The sequence below is a fragment of the Rhizobium sp. R635 genome (assembly GCF_002211285.1).
Classification (GTDB): Bacteria; Pseudomonadota; Alphaproteobacteria; order Rhizobiales; family Rhizobiaceae; genus Rhizobium.
On sequence record NZ_LOKX01000001.1, the window covers coordinates 294,724 to 313,927 of the forward strand.

Genomic DNA, 19,204 nt, shown 5'->3' on the forward strand with positions numbered 1-19,204 from the left:
AAGTATTTTAAATATTAGTGCATGTAAGATCTTTAAGTCTCTAAGTAAAATTTGAATGGACAACTTTTGATACGTCTTGCGTTACTTTTAATCTCAAGGGATAATTTGTGTATCAATTGCGCAGGTGCAGTTGATGCTTTTGCAACACGCAAGGATCTTTGACATGACGAAGAAAACGAACGAAGCGGCATCCGGCCGCTTTGACTACGACGCGCTCAACATCGGTGCGCAGAGCAAGAAAGAGTTGGAAGCGACAGCCTTCAACATCCAGGCTTTGGGACGCCGCTCCACGGAGCAGGCGTTCGAGCTGGGCGACCTGCTGGAGCAGGCGTCCACACTCGTTGAGCCGGGTACTTTCGAGAAATGGGTATCGCAGCGATGCGACATCTCCTCGAAAACCGCACGCAACTATCGGGCTGTTGCTCGCAATCTCGCTCCGTACCGTACTCGTGCGGTCGAGCTGGCCGTCAGCCCCACGGTTCTTTTTCATCTGGCGTCCGCGCCGGACGAAAAAGTTGAGGCTGCCCTGGCCTTTGCGAAGGAGAACGACGGCATTCGCGTCAGTGAGGTGAAAGCTCTTCTGACGGACGGTCCCGAAGCAGTCTCCGAAGAGGTCACCGCAACGGAGCTTCCCGACGTCGGCGGTCTGTCCGGACTGCGGGCGCTGATCGACCTCAAGACGAAAAGCGGTCTTGCCTCTTTCGTTGAGAATGCGGCAATGCTTGCCAAGACTGTCGAGGACATTCTCGAACGCAAACCTCGGGGCAAGCGTCTTCAGAAGAAAGCAGTCGTTCCGGTGCTTGAGCCTTTGGGCCGACTTGCCAAGCGCAGCCTGGGCAACGTCCTGCTTCTCGACGCACCAGGCGACATCGACGTCCGAAAGCTCTCCGCGACTGAGCTTGCCCCTGGAAGCCGATGGCACAAAGTGTTCGAGACGCTCGACGACGTGGGCGATCGAGAGGCCTGGCCTGAGGCGAAGGAGCTCGAACTGTGGCTGAGCCAGGAGCTGCTGCCGCTCCTCGATTGGGCAACCTCGAGAGCGAAGCAGCCTGAATGGCCGCTCGAGGCCGCCGTTGCCTCGAAATCACCCGACCAGGTGATGCGCAATGGGCTGGAGGCGCTGGGTGGCGTCGTGCGGGTTGACGCGCCGAGGCTCGATGCGTCCGAGGACGAGGATGAAACGCTCGAGGACTACGTACCGCCGGCGATGTTCACCCGGAGGGGTGAAGCATCTGAGACCGCCGGTTCCAACATCCTTTCTTTCGGCTCGACCGAAGGGCTGCCTGGACTAAGGAAGCCAAAGGCGCTCACGCGCAAACCCGCCGAGGCGTCGGCGGACTGAACATAAGAAAGGGGCTTTCGGGCCCCTTTCTTGATTCCGGCTTTGCGTTTGGCGCCGTGCTCAGCGCGACCTCATCGCGCTTCACCGATCGTTTACCATCGCGCGTGGACAGAATTCGAACGTGAGCCCGCCGTTAACCTCGTTCAGGATCTGTTCTCATTCTTCGCTTCCAGGGTGCTTGAGATCCGGTCCGGGTCCTGTCAGGACTGGGTGGCTCCACGAGATGGAGCAAGCGGCCCAAGCCGGTGCTGGAACACCGACAAGGGCCTGACCCTCAAGCCTTGTTGAAGAAGGAATCGGGCTATGACCATTCATACTGCCAACACCCCAGCCGGGGAAGTTCTGCGCGCCGCATCAACGGCATCCTCCACCATGTCTTTTGCGGCCGGCTCGGCGTCGCGTCGCCAGTTCGGTGAGCGCTTCGCTGTTCACGCCGAACCGCCGGCGCTGCGTCGGCATGCGCATCTAGTACGCTACGCGCATGTCGAGGCGGACTTCGACGTTCTGATCGAGAAGGCGATTGCCGCGATCGCCGACGGCGAGCCGGTCGAGGACGAGATCCTCGGGCACTACGTCAATGTGGCGTCGCTCGTCCGCGCCGTCTCCTTCCGCGAGGGTAAGCTGCTGGAGCAGGCCGTTGAGCGGCTAGCCAAGGCTAATCCGAATATCCTCGTGCTGATGCAGTCGATCAAGCTGCCGCTGGTCAAGGCGGCCATCGAAGCGGTTGCCGGCAATCACTGGCGCCAGCTTGAAGGCGTCCGGCTTGACTGCGAGGCGCCGGCCAAAGGCAGCTACACGCCGGACCTGATCATCGTGAACCGCGCCAAGCGGGCCGCCTTCGTGTTGGACCTGAAGCGCTCGCTGGCATCCTACGGCGACACCAGCCGGCTCGAAGAGTTGAAGCTGAAAATGTTGGCGTCGGCCATGGTGGTGCCGGACTGGCTCTACAAAACGCAGAAGCGGCTGATGGTCGAGACGGTCGGTGTCGCGATCATCGATGGCGCCAGCCGTCCGAGCGATCATGCGGCGGGTGTCTGGGCGCTCTCGGAGATCGACGATCTTCTGGAGATCGATGGCGCCGCGGCTTGCATGGCGGAACTGCGCCTACGCTTCGGGCGCCGCGTGCAGCAGCTTCTCGAGGCTGAGGCTCGCCTTGCGCTTGGTCTCCCGGAGACGCCAATGGTGACGGCCACCCCACCGCTCGCCGCTGATGCCTTCACGACGTCGCTCCATGCGCGCCGCTTTGGGACGCTGCGGGCGATCCCACGCGTGATGGTCTGCGAGGGCGTCACGGGCGACACCGAGGATCACGGACCCGGATGCCGTTGCGGCGACTGCGAAGGATCGAGCTTCGATGATGCCGACGATGGTCGCGATGATCCGGAGGCGCTGGCGGATGACATGGTCTGCTGGCCACCCGAGCATATCCGCATTGGCTTTGCCCGGCGTCTGCTCGACGTCTAACGCAAGTCCGGCTTTGCTTAAGGAGGCTATCGCTGCGGTGCGTGACGCCGCGGCGACCTCCTTGCCGTTCCCATCATCCTTGAGAAGACGCCGTCCGCTGAAGCCGGACCGGCGAGGAGATCCTGCATGCCCGCAGACATCATGTCCACCCAACCAGCATCATCGACGTCACCCCGCCTGAAGTGGACCAGCGCGAGAGCTTCCAAGCTCAATCAGCCTCTCGTTGCTCCACGTCTGCAGGACGACCCGGCTCTGATCATCGGCCTTGCTCTTGCGTTTGCCCGGCAGGTGTCGTCGGACACGCGCGAGATTCCCTCCGTGGTTCTGGAACCACTCCGCCGCCTGGCAGAATCCGGTGATCCTGCCTGCCGGCTGGTTCTCGACTGCCTCAACAGGAGGGCAGGCGCCAATCATCGGACGTTCGCTCGTCAGGGCGTGCCGCCGGAAATTGTTTCCGCTCATCCGGCAATCCAGGAGGAATGCTGATGGATCGTCTGGCTTCCTTCCTCCTTCGACGTCTCGCCCATGTCGAACGCCGGGCCGTTCGGCGTCTCGCGGTCCGCAACGGTCTTCTGACGATGAGCACCGCCATCGTCGACGGCCATGTCATCGGCCGCTTCAGCCCCGCCTTCGATGTCTCCCATCTCACCGGCGATGTCGAGCGGGACCGTCAGTGGATGCGGGATCATCTCGCCGGCTTCCTGATCGAAGCACCGCAGGACGGACACGGTCGCCCCGTTCTCGTACCAGCCTTGCCAGCTTGGCCAGACCACCTCAGACGGCATCCGGCAAACATCAAGGCTGCTGACACGGCTGCGCATGCCTACGTGGTTCGAGTCGCTGCCGAAGCAGGGTATAATCCGAGCATCAAGCATATAGCTACCCTGCTGCTGCTTGCCGCGGCAATGGAGCAATCGGGCGTCACACTGCGCGATCTGGTCGCGATCCTGCGGCAGCCCGCACCCATCTTCTCCGTAGCTGTCCTCGCCGACGGCTTTGAGCGAGCCTTGTCGCAGCTCATCGAAGACACCGGCATCGTGCCATACGGACCTTACACCGGCGTGGCGGCGGATTTTGCTTTCACCAACGATCTATGGAAGTGGGTAGACAGCGAGACCCGGCGCGTCTTCTTGCAGGTCCCGGCTGGAGAGACCAACCGCCCAAGCCGGGCGGCCCTGCGCGGACAGTTGCTGCGAGCTCTGGCGGATGGCACGCCTGTGCTTGCTGTGTCGGAGACGCACAATGGCGTTCCGGATCACGTTGATCTGACCTGCGACATCAGGCTGACGGGCGCCGGGATCGATCGCCTGCTGATCGCCGATCTACTTGAAGCTGTCTATGGCAGCGAGGCGGTCATGCGTCACGACAGCAGTATCGCGAAACTCAATGCCGGGGCGCTCACGCTCGACGATCTGGCCATTGCCATTCGGCCGGGCCGCCCAATCCTCTCCAGCCTCGATGCGCTCTCAGGGCTCGCGGCGCTGAACCGCGACGATAAGAACGATGAGAAAGACGGAGACAAGGCGGCCTCCGCACGGCGTCTCATCACGCAAAGCCCGAGCGAGCGCAGCGGACAGAACTCGGGGAATAGCGGCGGTACTGACGGTCATGCATCGTCGACCTCCTCGTCCAAGGGCAAGCGCAAGGACAGGTCACGACAGAAGCCAACCGGTGCCGAGGTGATCCAGCCGGAGCCTTTCGATGAGTCATCGACGCTGGACGCGCCGCCCGTGCTGCGCGTTGAGACGCTAACGGGCTATGGTGCAGCAAAAGATTGGGCGCTCGGCTTGAAGGGCGATCTGGGCGACTATCTCGGCGGCGAGCTTGCGTGGTCACAGATGAGCACCAAGCTCCTCCTTTCTGGACCGCCAGGGACCGGCAAGACAACTTTTGCACGGGCGCTTTGTAATACGCTGCAGGTGCCACTGGTCGTCACGTCCGTGTCGACATGGCTGCAGGGTGAGTATCTGCACGATGTGCTGGACCGCATGGCAGACACTTTTGCGGAAGCCCGGCGTCACGCGCCCTGCATCCTGTTCATCGACGAGATCGACGGCATTGGTCAGCGCGCTCCGGCGTCGAGGTCCTATGCCGACTATTGGAACGCCTGCGTCAACAAGCTGTTGGAGCTTCTCGACGGCGCCCTGAAAGCTGACGGCGTCATCGTCGTGGGTGCGACGAACCGGCCGGACGAGATCGATGAGGCGATCCGCCGCTCGGGACGGCTGGAAACACATATCGAAATCCCGCGACCAGATATTCCAACGCTCGCTGGAATTCTCGCCCATCATCTAGGCAGCGACCTCGATGCCGTCACCGCGCCTGACACCCAAATAGGAGGTCAGCCATGATGGAAAACACCAAAGTTGGCGGCTCGGTGGACGAGATCGAAATCATCCTGGAGAATGACGGTGAGCGCGGCATCGACAGGCCAGACACGGCCGAGCATGATAATCCAGTGCTTCAGGCGTTGCGACGTCTGGCAACACGAGCAATGGGCCTGACTGGCGCCGACATTGAACGGATCGTCCGCGAAGCGCGATTGAAAGCTCGCCGAGAAAAGCGCCGCCTCGCCTATGCAGACATCGAAGCGGGCATTCGCGGTCACCGCCCGCCGGTCTCATACGATGTCCGATGGCGCTTCGCCATCCACGAGTCCGGTCATGCGGTCGTTCATCACGCTCTGCGGCTCGGGTCGATCAAGGGGCTGACGATCGACGCCAAGGACGGCGGCCACAACACGGTAACCTTTGCGACCAGTACGCCAGATACCGAAGATTGGTACGGGCGGCTGCTGGCAATGCTGATGGCAGGCCGCGCCGCCGAGCTGATTGTGCTCAAGACCGTATCGGCAGGCTCCGGCGGCGCCGAAGAGAGCGACCTGGCGCGCGCAACTCGTGTTGCGCTGGATATGGAGCAGGCGCTGGGATTTGGTGGCCGCCATCCGCTGCTCTATCTCGAGCACAAGAATCCCACCACGATCCTCAGTCGCGACGCCGAGCTGGCAGAGCGCGTGCATCGCCGACTCGAGTTCGCGCAGGCACGGGCGACGGACGTCATCATCGAGAACCGGCGGGCCTTCGACCGATTGGTGCGCGCGCTCTTCGACGCCCAGGCGCTCGATGGTCAGGCGGTCATGGACATCCTGGTCGCTGACTCGTAAATCCGGAGCGAGGTATGGAGGACGGAATGTCTGCAACGGTTATCGCACATTGCGACTGGAGCATCGAAGCCAAGAAGCGGTGGTTGTGCGTGGCGGTCCGCCAGGGCGAGACATGGGTGCTGTTGGCGCCGGAGCCTGTCGGCGACACGCGGAACCTCACACATCGACTGCGACAGCGGTCGCCAGACGCCGGGGTGCTGATGGGTTTCGACTTCCCGATCGGTCTTCCAGCCGCCTACGGCAGAGCTTTAGGAACCCTCGACTTCCGTTCCTTTTTGCGGTCGTTCGGGGACGCACGCTTTGCGCGATGGTTCGACGTAGCGGAGCATCGCAACCAAATCACCATCGATCGACCGTTTTATCCCATGCGGCCTGGGGGCACGCAGCGGCAGCACCTTTTTGACGCTTTAGGGCTGAGCGGTAAGGATCTACTGCGCCGCTGCGAGCGGGCGACGCCGGATCGCGGCGACGCCTGCATGCTGTTCTGGACGCTCGGCGGTAATCAGGTAGGCAAGGCCGCCCTGACCGGCTGGCGCGAAATCATCCTCCCGAACCTCGAGAAGCTATCGCTATGGCCGTTTGACGGAACGCTCCATGACCTGATGATGCCGGGCGCCACTGTCGTCGCCGAGACATATCCCGGCGACGTCTACGGCCAGCTTGGGATACCTCGACGTCCGGTATGGAGTAAGCGACAGCAAGACGGACGCCGGTCCGTGGCAAGTCATCTGATGCGGTGGCTGGATAACAGACCGCACGTCGACGGGAGCGGACTCCAAAGTCTGATCAGGGGTGGCTTCGGAAACGGCAAGGACGGGGAGGACAGGTTCGATGCGACAGTCGGCCTGCTCGGCATGATCGACGTCGTCGATGGCCGCCGGAGCGAAGGCGTACCGGAAGCAGATGACGTCAAAACGTGGGAAGGCTGGATCCTCGGTCAGCGGGCTTAAGTCTCCCGCAAGTTGATTTACCTTTGAACGAGCTGATGCAGGTCGCCGGCAACTCGAAACAAATTGCGCTCATTCGATTCGAACTTCCGGGGGAACGATTCGAAAGTCGAGGGCAACGTTTCCAAGCTCTGGGCAAACGTTTCGATCGTCCAGATTTCCGATTCACCCGAAATCGGAATGGTTGCACCCTATGCGTCCGGCGCCGTCAACGTAGCCGCGAGATTGCCGGCAACCTGCCTCGACATGCCCGCAACTTGAAGCAAATTGCGCGCATTCGATTCCAAACTCGAAATTTCCGATTCAAAACACAACGATTCCGTTTCGGCGACAAACGCCTTGCGCCGTGCCGCCGGTCCCCTGACCATAAGAGTGCCATCAACGAAAACAGGGGGAAGATGATATGGCACGACAGACTTTGGACGAGCGGAACGCCAAGCAGAGGGAGCGGCAGCAGCGGCTGAGGGACCGGCATCGGGCCGAGCGGCGTCCGGATCGTGACGACGTCGCGCGGGCCATGCTGTTCTGGACGATCAGCAGCTATCTCGACCAGGGACGGCAGGACTGGATAGAAGAGCTGGCTGACGCCGTGGTTGGGGTTCTCGTCGACCAAGGCTTCGACGAGCGGGCAGCCGACGAAGTCTTCGATGATCTCGTCGATCGCTATGCCCGCGATGACCGTCCCTTCCGAAGCAAGCCTCACCTGCGGGGCTGACGATTCCTGGCCATCTGCTCTGCCTGATCACCAACTATTTGTGCAAGCGGCGTTATCATTGGGGACTTCGTCCCCCCGTTACTTCGTGAAACGCCGTTTGCAACTGAATCGTTTTTATGAAGCCATTCGCTCACGGAAACCCTTGGTTACCGGAGGTTAACCCCATTCGCATAGCTCGCGTGCCCCGCATCTGCGGGAACGAACAACAACAGCTACGTGAATGGAAATGAACCAATTTTCTGCCAAAGCCTTTCAACGCAAGATGGCGATTGCCAAGGAGGGAACCGGTTGGCTCCGGCAGCATCCGGAGCTTCTGGCGCGGGTCCAGCCGATTGCCGGCCTCGTTTCGCAAAATGAGATCGACTATGCCAATGCGGACTGGCACGGCGCCTGCGACGACTTCCACAAGCATGCTGCCCACCGTGTCAAAGAGATCCAGCGGATCGCGCGCGTCCATCGCGATCCGTTCGAGCCGATCATGCCGGTCCTTGAGGCGGCGAGCCCCGTTGGCGAGTACCGCAAAATCACCGAGGAGATCATCCGCTTGATGCCGGACGAGCATCGTTATCCTCGGCCGGCCGCTGAAGCGGTCCGATCATTCCTGATGCTGAGGCTGGGGTTGCATCTTGGGCTTCGCCAGAAGAACCTCAGGCAACTGATGCTCAATCCGAAAGGCTCGGTGCCGCGCTCGGAACGCGCGCTGGAAAAGATGAAGCGCGGCGAAATCCGGTGGAGTGATCGGGAAGGTGGCTGGGAGGTCTTCATTCCTGCTGTTGCCTTCAAGAACGCACACTCATCCTTCTTTGGCGACAAGCCGTTTCGGCTCGTGCTTCCGGACCTTTTGGATCTCTACAAGTACATCGACGCCTATGTCGATCGGCACCGCGCGGTGCTCTTACGGTCGGCCGCGGATCCCGGCACGTTCTTCGTCAAGACTGTCAAGACGACCAGCACAAACGCGGCCTACGACACGACCAGTTTCTACGAGGCCTGGCGTCACACCATTCAGCGCTACGGCATCTACAACCCCTATACCGGACGAGGCGCGATCAAGGGGCTGCTACCGCACGGGCCCCATAATGTCCGTGACGTGCTGGCGACCCACATTTTGAAGCAGACTGGCTCGTATGAGCAGGCGAGCTACGCCATACAGGACACCGCCGAAATGGTCGCCAAGCACTACGGGCGCTTTCTCCCGCAGGACAAGGCGGCACTTGCGGCGCGTATCCTGAACCAGGTCTGGGAAGCTGCTTAACGAAGAAGGAGGTGTCGGAAATTATTTCCGACGTCTCGCTTCGTTCTTTGCCTCGCGTGCCCACGGTGGCGGCAGCCGCTTTTCGATCCATGGCAGCAGTTTGATCGGCTTCGGTTCTATGCCGGCGGTGATGATCGGATACTTGCTGAGAGCATCGCGCATCAAGGGCAGACCAGCGGGGTTGGTGTAGCGAAGGCTGGTCTCGCCCCCTTGGCTCAGCCGTCCGGAGATGTCGTCGATAACCACGGGCGGGACGCCAGCCTGGAGGAGTGTATCTGCCATGCCGTGGCGCAGCGCATGAAAAGCCCGAGCCCACATCTTCTCTCCGAGGGACTGCTTCATGATCGGGACAAAGACATCGTAGAAGCGGTCGCCCGGATCGTTCGCGGTCTTATCGGAGAAGAGGTCAGGGAACACGGCCTCGTACCCCAGGTTCTGGAGCGCAGCGCAATAGTCCAGGAAGCCCAAGCGAACCAGCTCTTGCGGGAGCGGCAGCAGCCGCTCAGATTGCTCCGTTTTGAGCCGCCGGAATTTGTTTGTCCGCAGGATCAGCACCAGGCCGCCATCGTCTTCGGCAATATCGTCTAACGCAAGCCCTGCAAACTCGCGCCGCCGGGCCCCGAGGTATGAGAACATGATCGGCAAGAAATAGGCGGCGTCATGAAAGACGTGCGGGCCCGGCTTTTTCCGGCCTCGATCGTGGTTCAGCGAGCCAGTGTAGATTGGGCTGGAAAAAATCGGTTTGATTTCGTCGGGCGTGGGCTTGTGCTGCTGTTTGCGAATAGAGCCAGGTTTCGGCTTTTTCGGTCTCAAGCCTTCAAACGTCCAATCGTCAACTTCGAATCCGTGGCCGCGGACATGCTTCAGAAAGTGGTTTAGATTTCCAAGGTGTTTGCGAATGGTGCCTGCTTTAAGGCCCACGGCCGCCTCTTTGCCCTCCGTCCCGGCCTTCTCGCGCAACCTCTCGCCCTCAGCGCGAAGCTCGGGTGCCGACATCGCCCTCATTCTGGCGCTCTGTCCCCAGCGAGCGGGAATATCGTTGAAGTGCTGGCGAAGCTCGCCGATATGATACTGGGTAATTTGGCCGGTGTGTTCGACGCCGTGTTCTTCGAGCACGCCCTTGAACATGCGAACGAGAGCGCGAGCATCGCGGGCGGTCGGCTCATCCCAAGCGTCCCCCATGTTCTTGACGAGCTTTTCGCACTCGGCTTCGAAAGCCGCGAGGTGAATGACCGGTCGGGTGTTTTCCTCAACCGGTGCTTTGATGGCGGCCCGCGGCGAGGGCGGAAGATCAAGCATAGTAACCGGCGGCACTTCAGGCGCAGAGGGCTCGACAACATCATCAGCGGGAACTGCGATCTCCGATAACGGCGGCGTCGCTTTCAAGGGTGCGACCTTGATGAACGCAGACTGTAGTTTCGAAGCCGAACCGCCCGTGAGTTCGCTCAGATCACGATCGGCGAGTGGATGCCGTTCCGCGACATCGAAGAGCGCTTCCGCCCGCCCGCTGAAATAGGCCTTCATGGCCTTTTCCTCGTTGAGCGGGTTTGGACTGATTTCGAAGAGGTGCATCAATCTTCGAATACCCGCCTTGAAGCCGCGAGTGTTCGCCTCTTGAAGCAGTTCAAAATAATTGGAGCCGATCGCGAAGATATGGGAGGCGGGAACTCCGTTTTGCCTGAGGTAGGCTAAGCCGCGGCAATTGTCCTTCAGCGTCAGGTGATGGGTAATGCCGAACATACCGAGCAACCGATAGGCCCATCCATTTTCCAAATCCATTTCCAGCTCTGAAATGTCGGCGGGCCGGCCATAGCGCCGCGCTACCATCGAGACGTCTTCGAGATGCATGAGCATCATGTCTCGTTCGTGTTCGCAAAGCTTTTGGAGCTGCGCCTTTGACATGGGTTCCTTCTGCTTCAACTTCAGTTCGGCGACCAGCATGTTGAGCTTGCGGCCGATCGCCTGCGCTTTTTTATGATCAGAACAGTGAAGGCTCAATGAAAGCCGGCTGCCTGGTCGGCACTGCCCGAAGGCGCTTGGGACGCGCGCACGCCAATAGAAGATATTGCCGCGGCGGGTGAGGTTTTCGACGTCGTGGCGGACCGCCATGAGATTGTTGCCCTTGCCTGCCACCGGCGACGCCGCGACGTGGGTCGCGTGGGCATCACCTGTGGGCTACAGTTCTGGGCATCAGGTCGCCGATGATGCCAAAACGATACCCGGCACAACTGGAAAATCAAGGAATTAAGGACATTTAGGGAGAATTGGCTGGGGAACCTGGATTCGAACCAAGATCGACGGAGTCAGAGTCCGCTGTTCTACCATTGAACTATTCCCCAGCAGGCGAACCGGTGGGCGGTTCGGCTGGTGTGCGGCGCTTATAAACAAAAGCCGGGGGAATGCAAATACCTGTTTTGAAAAAAATCCGGTCATGTTGGGAACAGGTGAAAGCACCGGCAAATCGCCTGTCCAAAAAAGAATTTGGCGATTTCGGTGGGCGCTGATATCTTTGCGGCAACGCAAAAATCGAATGAGCGCCTGCTGCATGCCTTAAGGAGTTGCGCGGCGCGATGGAAAAAGAACGTGGAAGACCCCGAAGGCGGCGCGAAGCCGCAATTTGACGGGGCGTCGGCGGCAGGGCGCAGGGACGGCAAGAAGTCCAGGCGCCGCAAGGGCAAGCGTGGCGGGCAATCCCGCAACGCCGCTCATTCCGCTTCGCATGAGCTTTCCGGCGGTGCTGGACAGCCTGCGCGCCCGATAGAGGATGCAGCCGGGAATCCGGCCCGCAAGCGAAAGCGTCGCCGTCGTGGCGGCCAGGGTGCTGCGCAGGACGGTTCACCTCACCCCCATGCCATGGAACAGGCGGCAGCGGCAGGCCAAGCCGGCCGGGCCGATGGCGATTCGGCTCCGAGCCGGCGCAACCGCCGCAAACATCGCGGCAAGCGCGGTCTGCAGGGCCGACCGCTGACGTCGGCAAAGCCTTCTCTGCAGCATGAGAGCCGCGTGGAACAGACGCCACGCAGTGTCGAGCCGCGCGAAGCGCAGAATGGCGCAGCGTCGAGCCGCAAGGGCAGGGATGGCGACGCCCATCCCGGTCGCGACGGCGATCGCCAGGCCGGCGAGCATGCATGGCCGGAAGAGCTCTATGCCGCCCTCGATCTCGGCACGAACAATTGCCGTCTCCTGATCGCCCAGCCGACACGTCCGGGTCAGTTCCGCGTCGTCGATGCCTTTTCCCGCATCGTGCGCCTCGGCGAAGGGCTCGCGGCAAGCGGCCGTCTGTCGGACGAGGCGATGGACCGGGCGATCGAGGCGCTGAGGATCTGCGCTTCCAAGCTCAGGAATCGTGAAATCCGCCGCATGCGGCTGATCGCCACCGAGGCCTGCCGCCAGGCAGTCAATGGTGAGGAATTCTTGAGCCGGGTCGTTGCCGAAACCGGCCTCGCCCTCGAAATCATCGATCGCGAGACAGAAGCGCGGCTTGCGGTCTCCGGCTGCTCGTCGCTGGTCGGGCGCGAGACGCGCTCCGTCGTGCTCTTCGATATCGGCGGCGGCTCGTCGGAGATCGCCGTCATCCGCATCGGCGACAACCGCTTCAGCCGGCTGGCCAATCACATCACCCACTGGACCTCGTTGCCTGTCGGCGTCGTGACCCTGTCGGAGCGCCACGGCGGACGCGATGTCACGCCCGAGAGCTTCGAAGGCATGGTGCGCGAGGTCGAAGGCATGCTCGGGCGTTTCGATTGCCCGGAGATCGAGATCGCCCAGACCGGCGACTTCCACCTGATCGGCACGTCGGGCACGGTGACGACGCTTGCCGGCGTCCATCTCGATCTGCCGCGTTACGACCGGCGCAAGGTCGACGGCATCTGGCTGTCCGACGGCGAGGTCTCCGCCATGCAGGCGAAGCTGCTCTCCTGGGATTTCGAAAGCCGCGCCGCCAATCCCTGCATCGGGCCGGATCGCGCCGATCTGGTGCTCGCCGGCTGCGCCATCCTCGAGGCGATCCGCCGCCGCTGGCCGAGCCCGCGCATGCGCGTTGCCGATCGCGGTTTGAGGGAAGGGCTGCTGACCGACATGATGGCCGATGACGGCGTATGGCGGCGTCACCGCAACCGCCGCGGCCAGCGCGCGAAATAGGAGAAGGCATGACCAAGGCACCGATCGCGGGAAACCGCACCGGCCGCAAGCTCGGCCAGCGCGTCAAGAACAAGAAGATGAAGGCGTCCTCGCGCCAGTGGCTGCAGCGCCATATCAACGATCCCTATGTGCAGCGCGCCCAGCTTGAGGGCTATCGCGCCCGTGCCGCCTTCAAGCTCCTGGAGATCGACGAGAAATATCATATCCTGCGCGGCGCCAAGCGCATCATCGATCTCGGCGCCGCTCCCGGCAGTTGGTCGCAGATCGCTGCCAAGGTCACCGGCTCGACGGATGAGGATATCCGCGTTGCCGCGATCGATTTCCTCGAAATGGCCCAATTGCCGGGCGTCAAGATCCTGCAGCTCGATTTCCTCGATCCGACAGCGCCGGAAAAGCTGATGGAAGCCGTCGGCGGCACGCCCGATCTCGTCATATCGGACATGGCGGCCCCGACCACCGGCCACCACCGCACCGACCATCTGCGCACCATGCATCTCTGCGAGGTGGCGGCCCATTTCGCGATCGAAGTCCTGGGGGAAGGCGGGCATTTCCTGACCAAGACCTTCCAGGGCGGCACCGAGCGCGACCTGCTCGCCATGCTGAAGCAGAATTTCCGGCAGGTCGTCCACGTCAAGCCGAACTCCTCGCGCGCCGAATCGGTCGAGATGTTCCTGCTCGCCAAGGGCTTCAAGGGGCGTAAGGCGGAAGGCGAAGCAGAGGAAGCTTGATCTTCGGGCCTGTCCTGGCCGATGATGGCTATACCAGGATCTGATCCCATGCTTCTTTACGTCACGCTCGGAACCAACGACCTCTATCGCGCGGGCCATTTTTACGATGCTGCGTTGCTTCCGCTCGGCTATCGGCGCCAGCATTATTCGCAGGAGGAAATCGGCTATTCCGCCGACGGCGATACGCGCTGCCGTTTCTGGGTGGTGACGCCTTTCAATCGCCGCCGGGCGACGTCAGGCAACGGCGCCATGGTCGCGTTCGCGGCCGAAACGCGGGCGGCTGTCGATGCCTTCCATGCGGCGGCGATAGCGGCTGGCGGAATGGATGAAGGCGGGCCGGGCCTGCGTTCCTACCATGCCCATTTCTATGCCGCCTATGTCCGCGATCTCGACGGCAACAAGCTCAGCGCGGTCTGCGAGAGTCCCAGATAGGACCTATTTCACCGCCGGCTGTTCAGCTTCCATAGTCGACGGCTTCATGTGTCTCGCACGGTGGCCGGAAACGACGGCCCCGGCATTGCGGTCCATCCTGATGAAGGGAATGGTCGCAATGACGGTCAGGCTGGCGATGACGTAGAAGGCGAGGTGGAAATCGGCGACCTGCAGGGCCTCGCCACGGAAATAGATCGAGGTTTCCAGTATCGCGGCGGCGACCGCGACGCCGAGCGCCAGGCTGATCTGCTGCATCACCGAACTCATCGATGTCGCCTGGCTCGCTTCCGCATCATCGATCTCGGCAAAGGCAAGCGCATTGACGCCGGTGAACATGAAGGAGCGGGAGAAGCCGCCGAGAAGCAGCACGCCGATGATGACGAGGTGCGGCGTTGCCGGCGTGAAGAAGCCGGTGATGACGGTCACGAGCGTCGTCACCATGGCGGCGCCGAGAAGCGTCGTGCGGAAGCCGGTGGCGGCGAAAACGCGCTTGGCCATGAATTTCGTGGTGATTGCCCCGATCGCTCCGGCAAAGGTGATGAGGCCGGATTGGAACGGCGTCAGCCCGAAGCCGAGCTGCAGCATCAACGGCGTGAGGAACGGCATGGCGCCGACGCAGATACGAAAGAGGTTGCCCCCGGTGGTCGAGGCCCGGAACGTCGGATTCTTGAACAGGTTGAGGTTGAGGATCGGCGCCGGATGGCGCTTGGCATGGCTGACGTAGAGGAAGCCGCAGGCAAGGCCGATCAAGGTGGCGGTGATGCCGATGATCGGGGGCAGGGCCGGTAGGCTGACCACCGACAGGCCGAAAACGACGCCCGCAGCCGACAGCGAGGTGAGTATGAAGCCGATGACATCGAGCTTCGGCGGCGCCGTCGCTTCCACCTCCGGCAGGAAAATCGTCGCAAGCCAGATGCCGATGATGCCAACCGGCACGTTGATCAGGAAGATCCAATGCCAGCTGAAATAGGTGGTGATGAAGCCGCCGAGCGGCGGGCCGGTGAGCGGGCCGACGAGGGCGGGAATGGTGAGCAGCGCCATGGCGGAAACGAGATCGCTGCGCTGCGTGGTGCGCACCAGCACGAGACGGCCGACCGGCGTCATCATCGCGCCGCCCATGCCCTGCAGAAAGCGGGCAAATACGAATTCGACGAGATTGGAGGAGGCGGCACAGAAGATCGAGCCGATGACGAAGACTGAGATGGCGAGGCGGAAGATCTTCTTGGCGCCGAACCTGTCGGCCATCCAGCCGCTGACCGGAATGAACACCGCCAGCGCCACCATGTAGGAGGTCAAAGCGAGCTTCAGCGTGATCGGTCCGACATTGAGATCCCTGGCGATTGCCGGCAGCGCCGTCGAAATCACGGTGGAGTCCATCTGCTCCATGAAGAGAGCGACGGCGAGGATCAGCGGGACGATGCGGTTCATAGGCGGGAGCCTTGATAGGCTGCGGATCGGAGGCCTTTGCTGTGTAGTCCCACTTCCCCGGCCTGCCAATCCTTCAATCTGCGTCGACGACACGTTTGGTTCACGTCTGCGTGAGATGGCTTGCCCGACAACCTCTTGTGTCAAGATTGACATATGTTTGCTTCGCCGGGGCAAATCCGGTGGACATATCGTCGGGACGGCGTGGAGCACACCGCGCATCGGAGGGGATGGGATATGGCAATTTCAACGAGAATAAAGCGGCGCACGCTTTTTGCCGCAGGCCTCGGACTGCTGGCGGCGCCGATGATTTTAAGAGAGAAGGCCGAAGCGGCCGCGACTGGAGAAAGCAGCAATATGAATGCAGCGCCCTTGCCCGAAATCAATCAATTCAAGCTTGGTTCCTATAAATTCACCGTCGTGCGCGACGGCATCAACATCTCCGAAAAGCCCTATGAAACCTTCGGCACCAATCAGGACCCGGAAACCGTCAAGGCATTGCTGACCGCAAATTTCCTGCCGGCGGATAAATTTCTCAACGGATATTCGCCTGCTCTCATCGATACCGGCTCGGATGTCATTCTCGTCGATACCGGCTTCGGTGCGGCCGGGCGGGCGCGCGGCGCCGGCCAGCTTGCCGAAGGCCTGAAAGCCGCGGGATATTCGGCCGACGATATCACTGTGGTGGCTCTCACCCATCTGCACGGCGATCATATCGGCGGCCTGATGGAAAATGGCGCTCCTGCCTTCAAGAATGCCCGCTATGTCATCGGCCAGGCCGAATATGATTTCTGGTCGAACAAGGCGCGTGAAGGCACGCCCGCCGAAGGCGGCCATAAGGCCGTGCTCGCCAATGTCGCGCCGCTCGTCGAAAAAGCCACCTTCATCAAGGACGGCGACAGTGTCGCGCCCGGCATGACGGCAATGCTGGCCGCCGGTCACAGCCCAGGGCATATGGTGTTCCATCTGGAATCCGAGGGCAAACGCCTCGTCGTGACCGGCGATACGGCCAACCACTATATCCTGTCGCTGCTGCGCCCGGATTGGGAAGTACGCTTCGATATGGACAAGGCGCAGGCGGCGGCCAGCCGCCGCAAGGTTTTCGACATGATCGCAACCGACAAGATCGCCTTCCTCGGCTACCACATGCCGTTCCCGGCGGTCGGCTTCGCCGAGAGGCAGGATGGAGGTTATCGCTTCGTGCCGAAGACCTATCAGTTCGATATTTGATCCGAACGGTTCAGCTTTTCACCGAAGCCGGAACCGCTCGACCTCCTGTTCGGTGCAATTTCTGGTAAAATTGCTTCTGGCTTTACCTGGGAATTGCTCTCCGTGCATGGCACCCATGACGAGCCCGGCTGATATGCCGGGCTTTTTGCTATTTCCTTCCTGTCATAGACGTGTTACCAGCCCTCGCCAACTTCCAAGCAACTCATGCACACCGCCGGGGCGGACGATTCGTTTCCGGGCAGGGATTGCATTTTTCTAAAATGAAGGAATTTGGCCATGGCACGCATCATTGAAACGGCAACCGGCGCGGACGCGCTTACCTTCGACGACGTGTTGCTGCAGCCGGGGCACTCCGAGGTCATGCCCGGCCAGACGAACATCGCGACCCGCATCGCCCGCGACTTCGACCTCAACATCCCGATCCTCTCTTCGGCCATGGATACCGTCACCGAAAGCCGGCTGGCGATCGCCATGGCGCAGGCCGGCGGCCTCGGCGTCATCCACCGCAACCTGACGCCGGTCGAGCAGGCCGAAGAGGTTCGCCAGGTGAAGAAGTTCGAAAGCGGCATGGTCGTCAATCCCGTCACCATCGGCCCGGAGGCGAAACTCGCCGAAGCGCTCTCCCTGATGAAGTTGCACGGCATTTCAGGCATCCCCGTCGTCGAGAAGTCGGGCCGCCTCGTCGGCATCCTGACCAATCGTGACGTCCGCTTCGCGTCCGACCCGGAGCAGAAGATCCACGAGCTGATGACCAAGGACAATCTGGTCACGGTCAAGGAGAACGTCGAGCAACAGGAAGCCAAGCGCCTCTTGCATTCGCACCGGATCGAAAAGCTCCTGGTGGTCGACACCGAAGGCCGTTGCGTCGGTCTCATCACCGTCAAGGATATCGAGAAGTCGCAGCTGAACCCGAACGCGTCCAAGGATGCGCAGGGCAGGCTTCGTGCCGCCGCCGCCATCAGCGTCGGCGATGACGGCTTCGAGCGTGCCGAGCGCCTGATCGAGGCCGGCGTCGACCTTCTCGTCGTCGACACGGCCCATGGCCATTCGCAGCGCGTCCTCGATGCCGTCACCCGCGTCAAGAAGCTCTCCAACTCGGTGCGCATCATGGCCGGCAACGTCGCCACCTATGACGGCACGAGAGCGCTGATCGATGCCGGTGCGGATGCGGTCAAGGTCGGCATCGGTCCTGGTTCGATCTGCACGACGCGCATCGTCGCCGGCGTCGGCGTTCCTCAGCTCGCCGCCATCATGTCGGCCGTTCAGGCTGCGCAGGATCAGGGCGTGCCCGTCATCGCTGACGGCGGCATCAAATTCTCCGGCGACCTTGCCAAGGCGATCGCCGCCGGCGCTTCCGCCGTCATGATCGGCTCGCTGCTTGCCGGCACCGATGAGAGCCCGGGCGAGGTCTATCTCTACCAAGGCCGCTCCTTCAAGGCCTATCGCGGCATGGGCTCCGTCGGCGCCATGGCCCGCGGCTCGGCAGACCGTTATTTCCAGGCTGAAGTGCGCGACACGCTGAAGCTCGTGCCGGAAGGCATCGAGGGCCAGGTGCCGTACAAGGGACCGGTCTCGGCCGTCGTCCACCAGCTCGCCGGCGGCCTCAAGGCGGCCATGGGCTATGTCGGCGGCAAGGACCTGAAGGATTTCCAGGAGCGGGCCACCTTCGTGCGCATCTCCGGCGCCGGCCTTCGCGAGAGCCACGCCCATGACGTGACGATCACCCGCGAGAGCCCGAACTATCCGGGCGCCGGCCTCTGATCATGAAAGCGGGCAGCGCAATTCCCCTCTGGGTCGTCGCGCTGCTCGCAGCCCTCTGCCTTGCCGTGCTCGCCTGGACGACCTTCGGCTTCGTCGTCCCGTTCAAGCACGAAACCGGGCAGGCGGTGCTGGACACCTATTTCGCCGGTTACGACGAATCTGCCGTCTTCCACATGCAGAAGCTGCTCGATGAGAACGAGACAGCGACGAGGCTGTTGCGCGCCATGTATTTCGGGCCGGAACTGATCTTTCCGGCCTTGCTGACGGCGCTGCTGTTCCTCGTCTTCGTCAAGCTTGGCCCTGTCGGCTCATGGTTCGGCCGGTCGCTTCATCCGCTCGTCGCCAAGGCGATCTATCTGCTGCCGTTCATCTACGGCATTGCCGACTACGGCGAGAATATTTCGAGCCTCATTGCCTTCGGTAACGGCGCATCTACAGGTCTTGCGACATACCTGTTGCCGTGGATGACGCGGCTGAAATTCGCAAGCCTCGCCGTCTGCTTCATCGTCGCCGCCCGGCTTGTCATTGCCCGCTGGCTCTCTCCGGGCGAAGACTGAAGGGCGCTTGCTCCGCCTGTCTCTGCGATTTAAGGCCGCGTGGTA

General features: G+C 61.7%; 15 protein-coding genes, 1 tRNA gene and 1 pseudogene. 14 read left to right on the forward strand and 3 right to left on the reverse strand.

Annotated features, from left to right (window positions below; genetic code table 11):
• Window positions 1–163: 163 nt before the first annotated feature.
• From ATY78_RS01365 to ATY78_RS01405, 8 genes and pseudogenes are all read left to right on the forward strand, one after another.
• Window positions 164–1,342: a hypothetical protein gene (locus ATY78_RS01365; protein WP_141105613.1), complete on the forward strand. Its 1,179-nt coding sequence runs from the start codon at window positions 164–166 to the stop codon at window positions 1,340–1,342.
• A gap of 303 nt (window positions 1,343–1,645) precedes the next feature.
• Window positions 1,646–2,806 (forward strand): hypothetical protein, encoded by a 1,161-nt coding sequence (locus ATY78_RS01370; protein WP_245313464.1) that lies wholly within the window; start codon window positions 1,646–1,648, stop codon window positions 2,804–2,806.
• Between the two features lie 126 nt (window positions 2,807–2,932).
• Window positions 2,933–3,292 (forward strand): hypothetical protein, encoded by a 360-nt coding sequence (locus tag ATY78_RS28075; protein WP_141105614.1) that lies wholly within the window; start codon window positions 2,933–2,935, stop codon window positions 3,290–3,292.
• Complete coding sequence (locus tag ATY78_RS01380) at window positions 3,292–5,157, forward strand: ATP-binding protein (RefSeq protein ID WP_088680826.1); 1,866 nt, start codon at window positions 3,292–3,294, stop codon at window positions 5,155–5,157. The genes ATY78_RS28075 and ATY78_RS01380 overlap by 1 nt, the downstream gene beginning before the upstream one ends.
• Window positions 5,154–5,969, forward strand: a complete 816-nt coding sequence (locus tag ATY78_RS01385; protein WP_088680549.1) for an ATP-dependent Zn protease — start codon at window positions 5,154–5,156, stop codon at window positions 5,967–5,969. Before ATY78_RS01380 ends, ATY78_RS01385 begins: the two co-directional genes overlap by 4 nt.
• A gap of 26 nt (window positions 5,970–5,995) precedes the next feature.
• Window positions 5,996–6,919 (forward strand): DUF429 domain-containing protein, encoded by a 924-nt coding sequence (locus ATY78_RS01390; RefSeq protein WP_088680550.1) that lies wholly within the window; start codon window positions 5,996–5,998, stop codon window positions 6,917–6,919.
• A 400-nt stretch (window positions 6,920–7,319) separates the two neighbouring features.
• Window positions 7,320–7,631 (forward strand): hypothetical protein, encoded by a 312-nt coding sequence (locus tag ATY78_RS01400; protein WP_088680552.1) that lies wholly within the window; start codon window positions 7,320–7,322, stop codon window positions 7,629–7,631.
• A gap of 262 nt (window positions 7,632–7,893) precedes the next feature.
• Window positions 7,894–8,886, forward strand: a pseudogene (locus tag ATY78_RS01405) (hypothetical protein); the annotation flags it as partial.
• A 21-nt stretch (window positions 8,887–8,907) separates the two neighbouring features.
• Here ATY78_RS01405 and ATY78_RS01410 read toward each other — a convergent pair.
• Together ATY78_RS01410 and ATY78_RS01415 are read right to left on the reverse strand one after the other, a co-directional pair.
• The gene (locus tag ATY78_RS01410; RefSeq protein ID WP_245313465.1) at window positions 8,908–11,019 is read right to left on the reverse strand and encodes an integrase; all 2,112 of its coding nucleotides are present in this window, start codon (window positions 11,017–11,019) and stop codon (window positions 8,908–8,910) included.
• 132 nt (window positions 11,020–11,151) lie between these two features.
• Window positions 11,152–11,225 (reverse strand) — tRNA-Gln (locus ATY78_RS01415).
• A 244-nt stretch (window positions 11,226–11,469) separates the two neighbouring features.
• On the opposite strand from ATY78_RS01415, the gene ATY78_RS01420 reads away from it, so the two are divergent.
• Genes ATY78_RS01420 through ATY78_RS01430 form a run of 3 tightly spaced genes read left to right on the forward strand, consistent with a single transcriptional unit; the run spans window position 11,470 to window position 14,186 of the window.
• Entirely contained in the window at window positions 11,470–13,026 is a 1,557-nt protein-coding gene (locus ATY78_RS01420) for a Ppx/GppA phosphatase family protein (RefSeq protein WP_088680553.1), read from the forward strand.
• An 8-nt stretch (window positions 13,027–13,034) separates the two neighbouring features.
• The gene (locus ATY78_RS01425) at window positions 13,035–13,754 is read left to right on the forward strand and encodes an RlmE family RNA methyltransferase (RefSeq protein WP_088680554.1); all 720 of its coding nucleotides are present in this window, start codon (window positions 13,035–13,037) and stop codon (window positions 13,752–13,754) included.
• A 48-nt stretch (window positions 13,755–13,802) separates the two neighbouring features.
• A complete protein-coding gene (locus ATY78_RS01430) occupies window positions 13,803–14,186 on the forward strand; it encodes a VOC family protein (RefSeq protein ID WP_088680555.1) in 384 nt (127 codons plus the stop codon).
• 3 nt (window positions 14,187–14,189) lie between these two features.
• Here ATY78_RS01430 and ATY78_RS01435 read toward each other — a convergent pair whose 3' ends face one another.
• Complete coding sequence (locus ATY78_RS01435; protein WP_088680556.1) at window positions 14,190–15,614, reverse strand: MFS transporter; 1,425 nt, start codon at window positions 15,612–15,614, stop codon at window positions 14,190–14,192.
• Window positions 15,615–15,848: 234 nt separating this feature from the next.
• Between ATY78_RS01435 and ATY78_RS01440 the strand changes: the two genes are divergently transcribed.
• The 3 genes from ATY78_RS01440 (at window position 15,849) to ATY78_RS01455 (ending at window position 19,159) form a co-directional block, all read left to right on the forward strand.
• The gene (locus tag ATY78_RS01440; RefSeq protein ID WP_088680557.1) at window positions 15,849–16,841 is read left to right on the forward strand and encodes an MBL fold metallo-hydrolase; all 993 of its coding nucleotides are present in this window, start codon (window positions 15,849–15,851) and stop codon (window positions 16,839–16,841) included.
• 276 nt (window positions 16,842–17,117) lie between these two features.
• Entirely contained in the window at window positions 17,118–18,602 is a 1,485-nt protein-coding gene (gene guaB / locus ATY78_RS01450) for an IMP dehydrogenase (protein ID WP_088680559.1), read from the forward strand.
• A gap of 2 nt (window positions 18,603–18,604) precedes the next feature.
• Window positions 18,605–19,159 (forward strand): hypothetical protein, encoded by a 555-nt coding sequence (locus tag ATY78_RS01455; protein ID WP_088680560.1) that lies wholly within the window; start codon window positions 18,605–18,607, stop codon window positions 19,157–19,159.
• The last annotated feature ends 45 nt before the right edge of the window (window positions 19,160–19,204 follow it).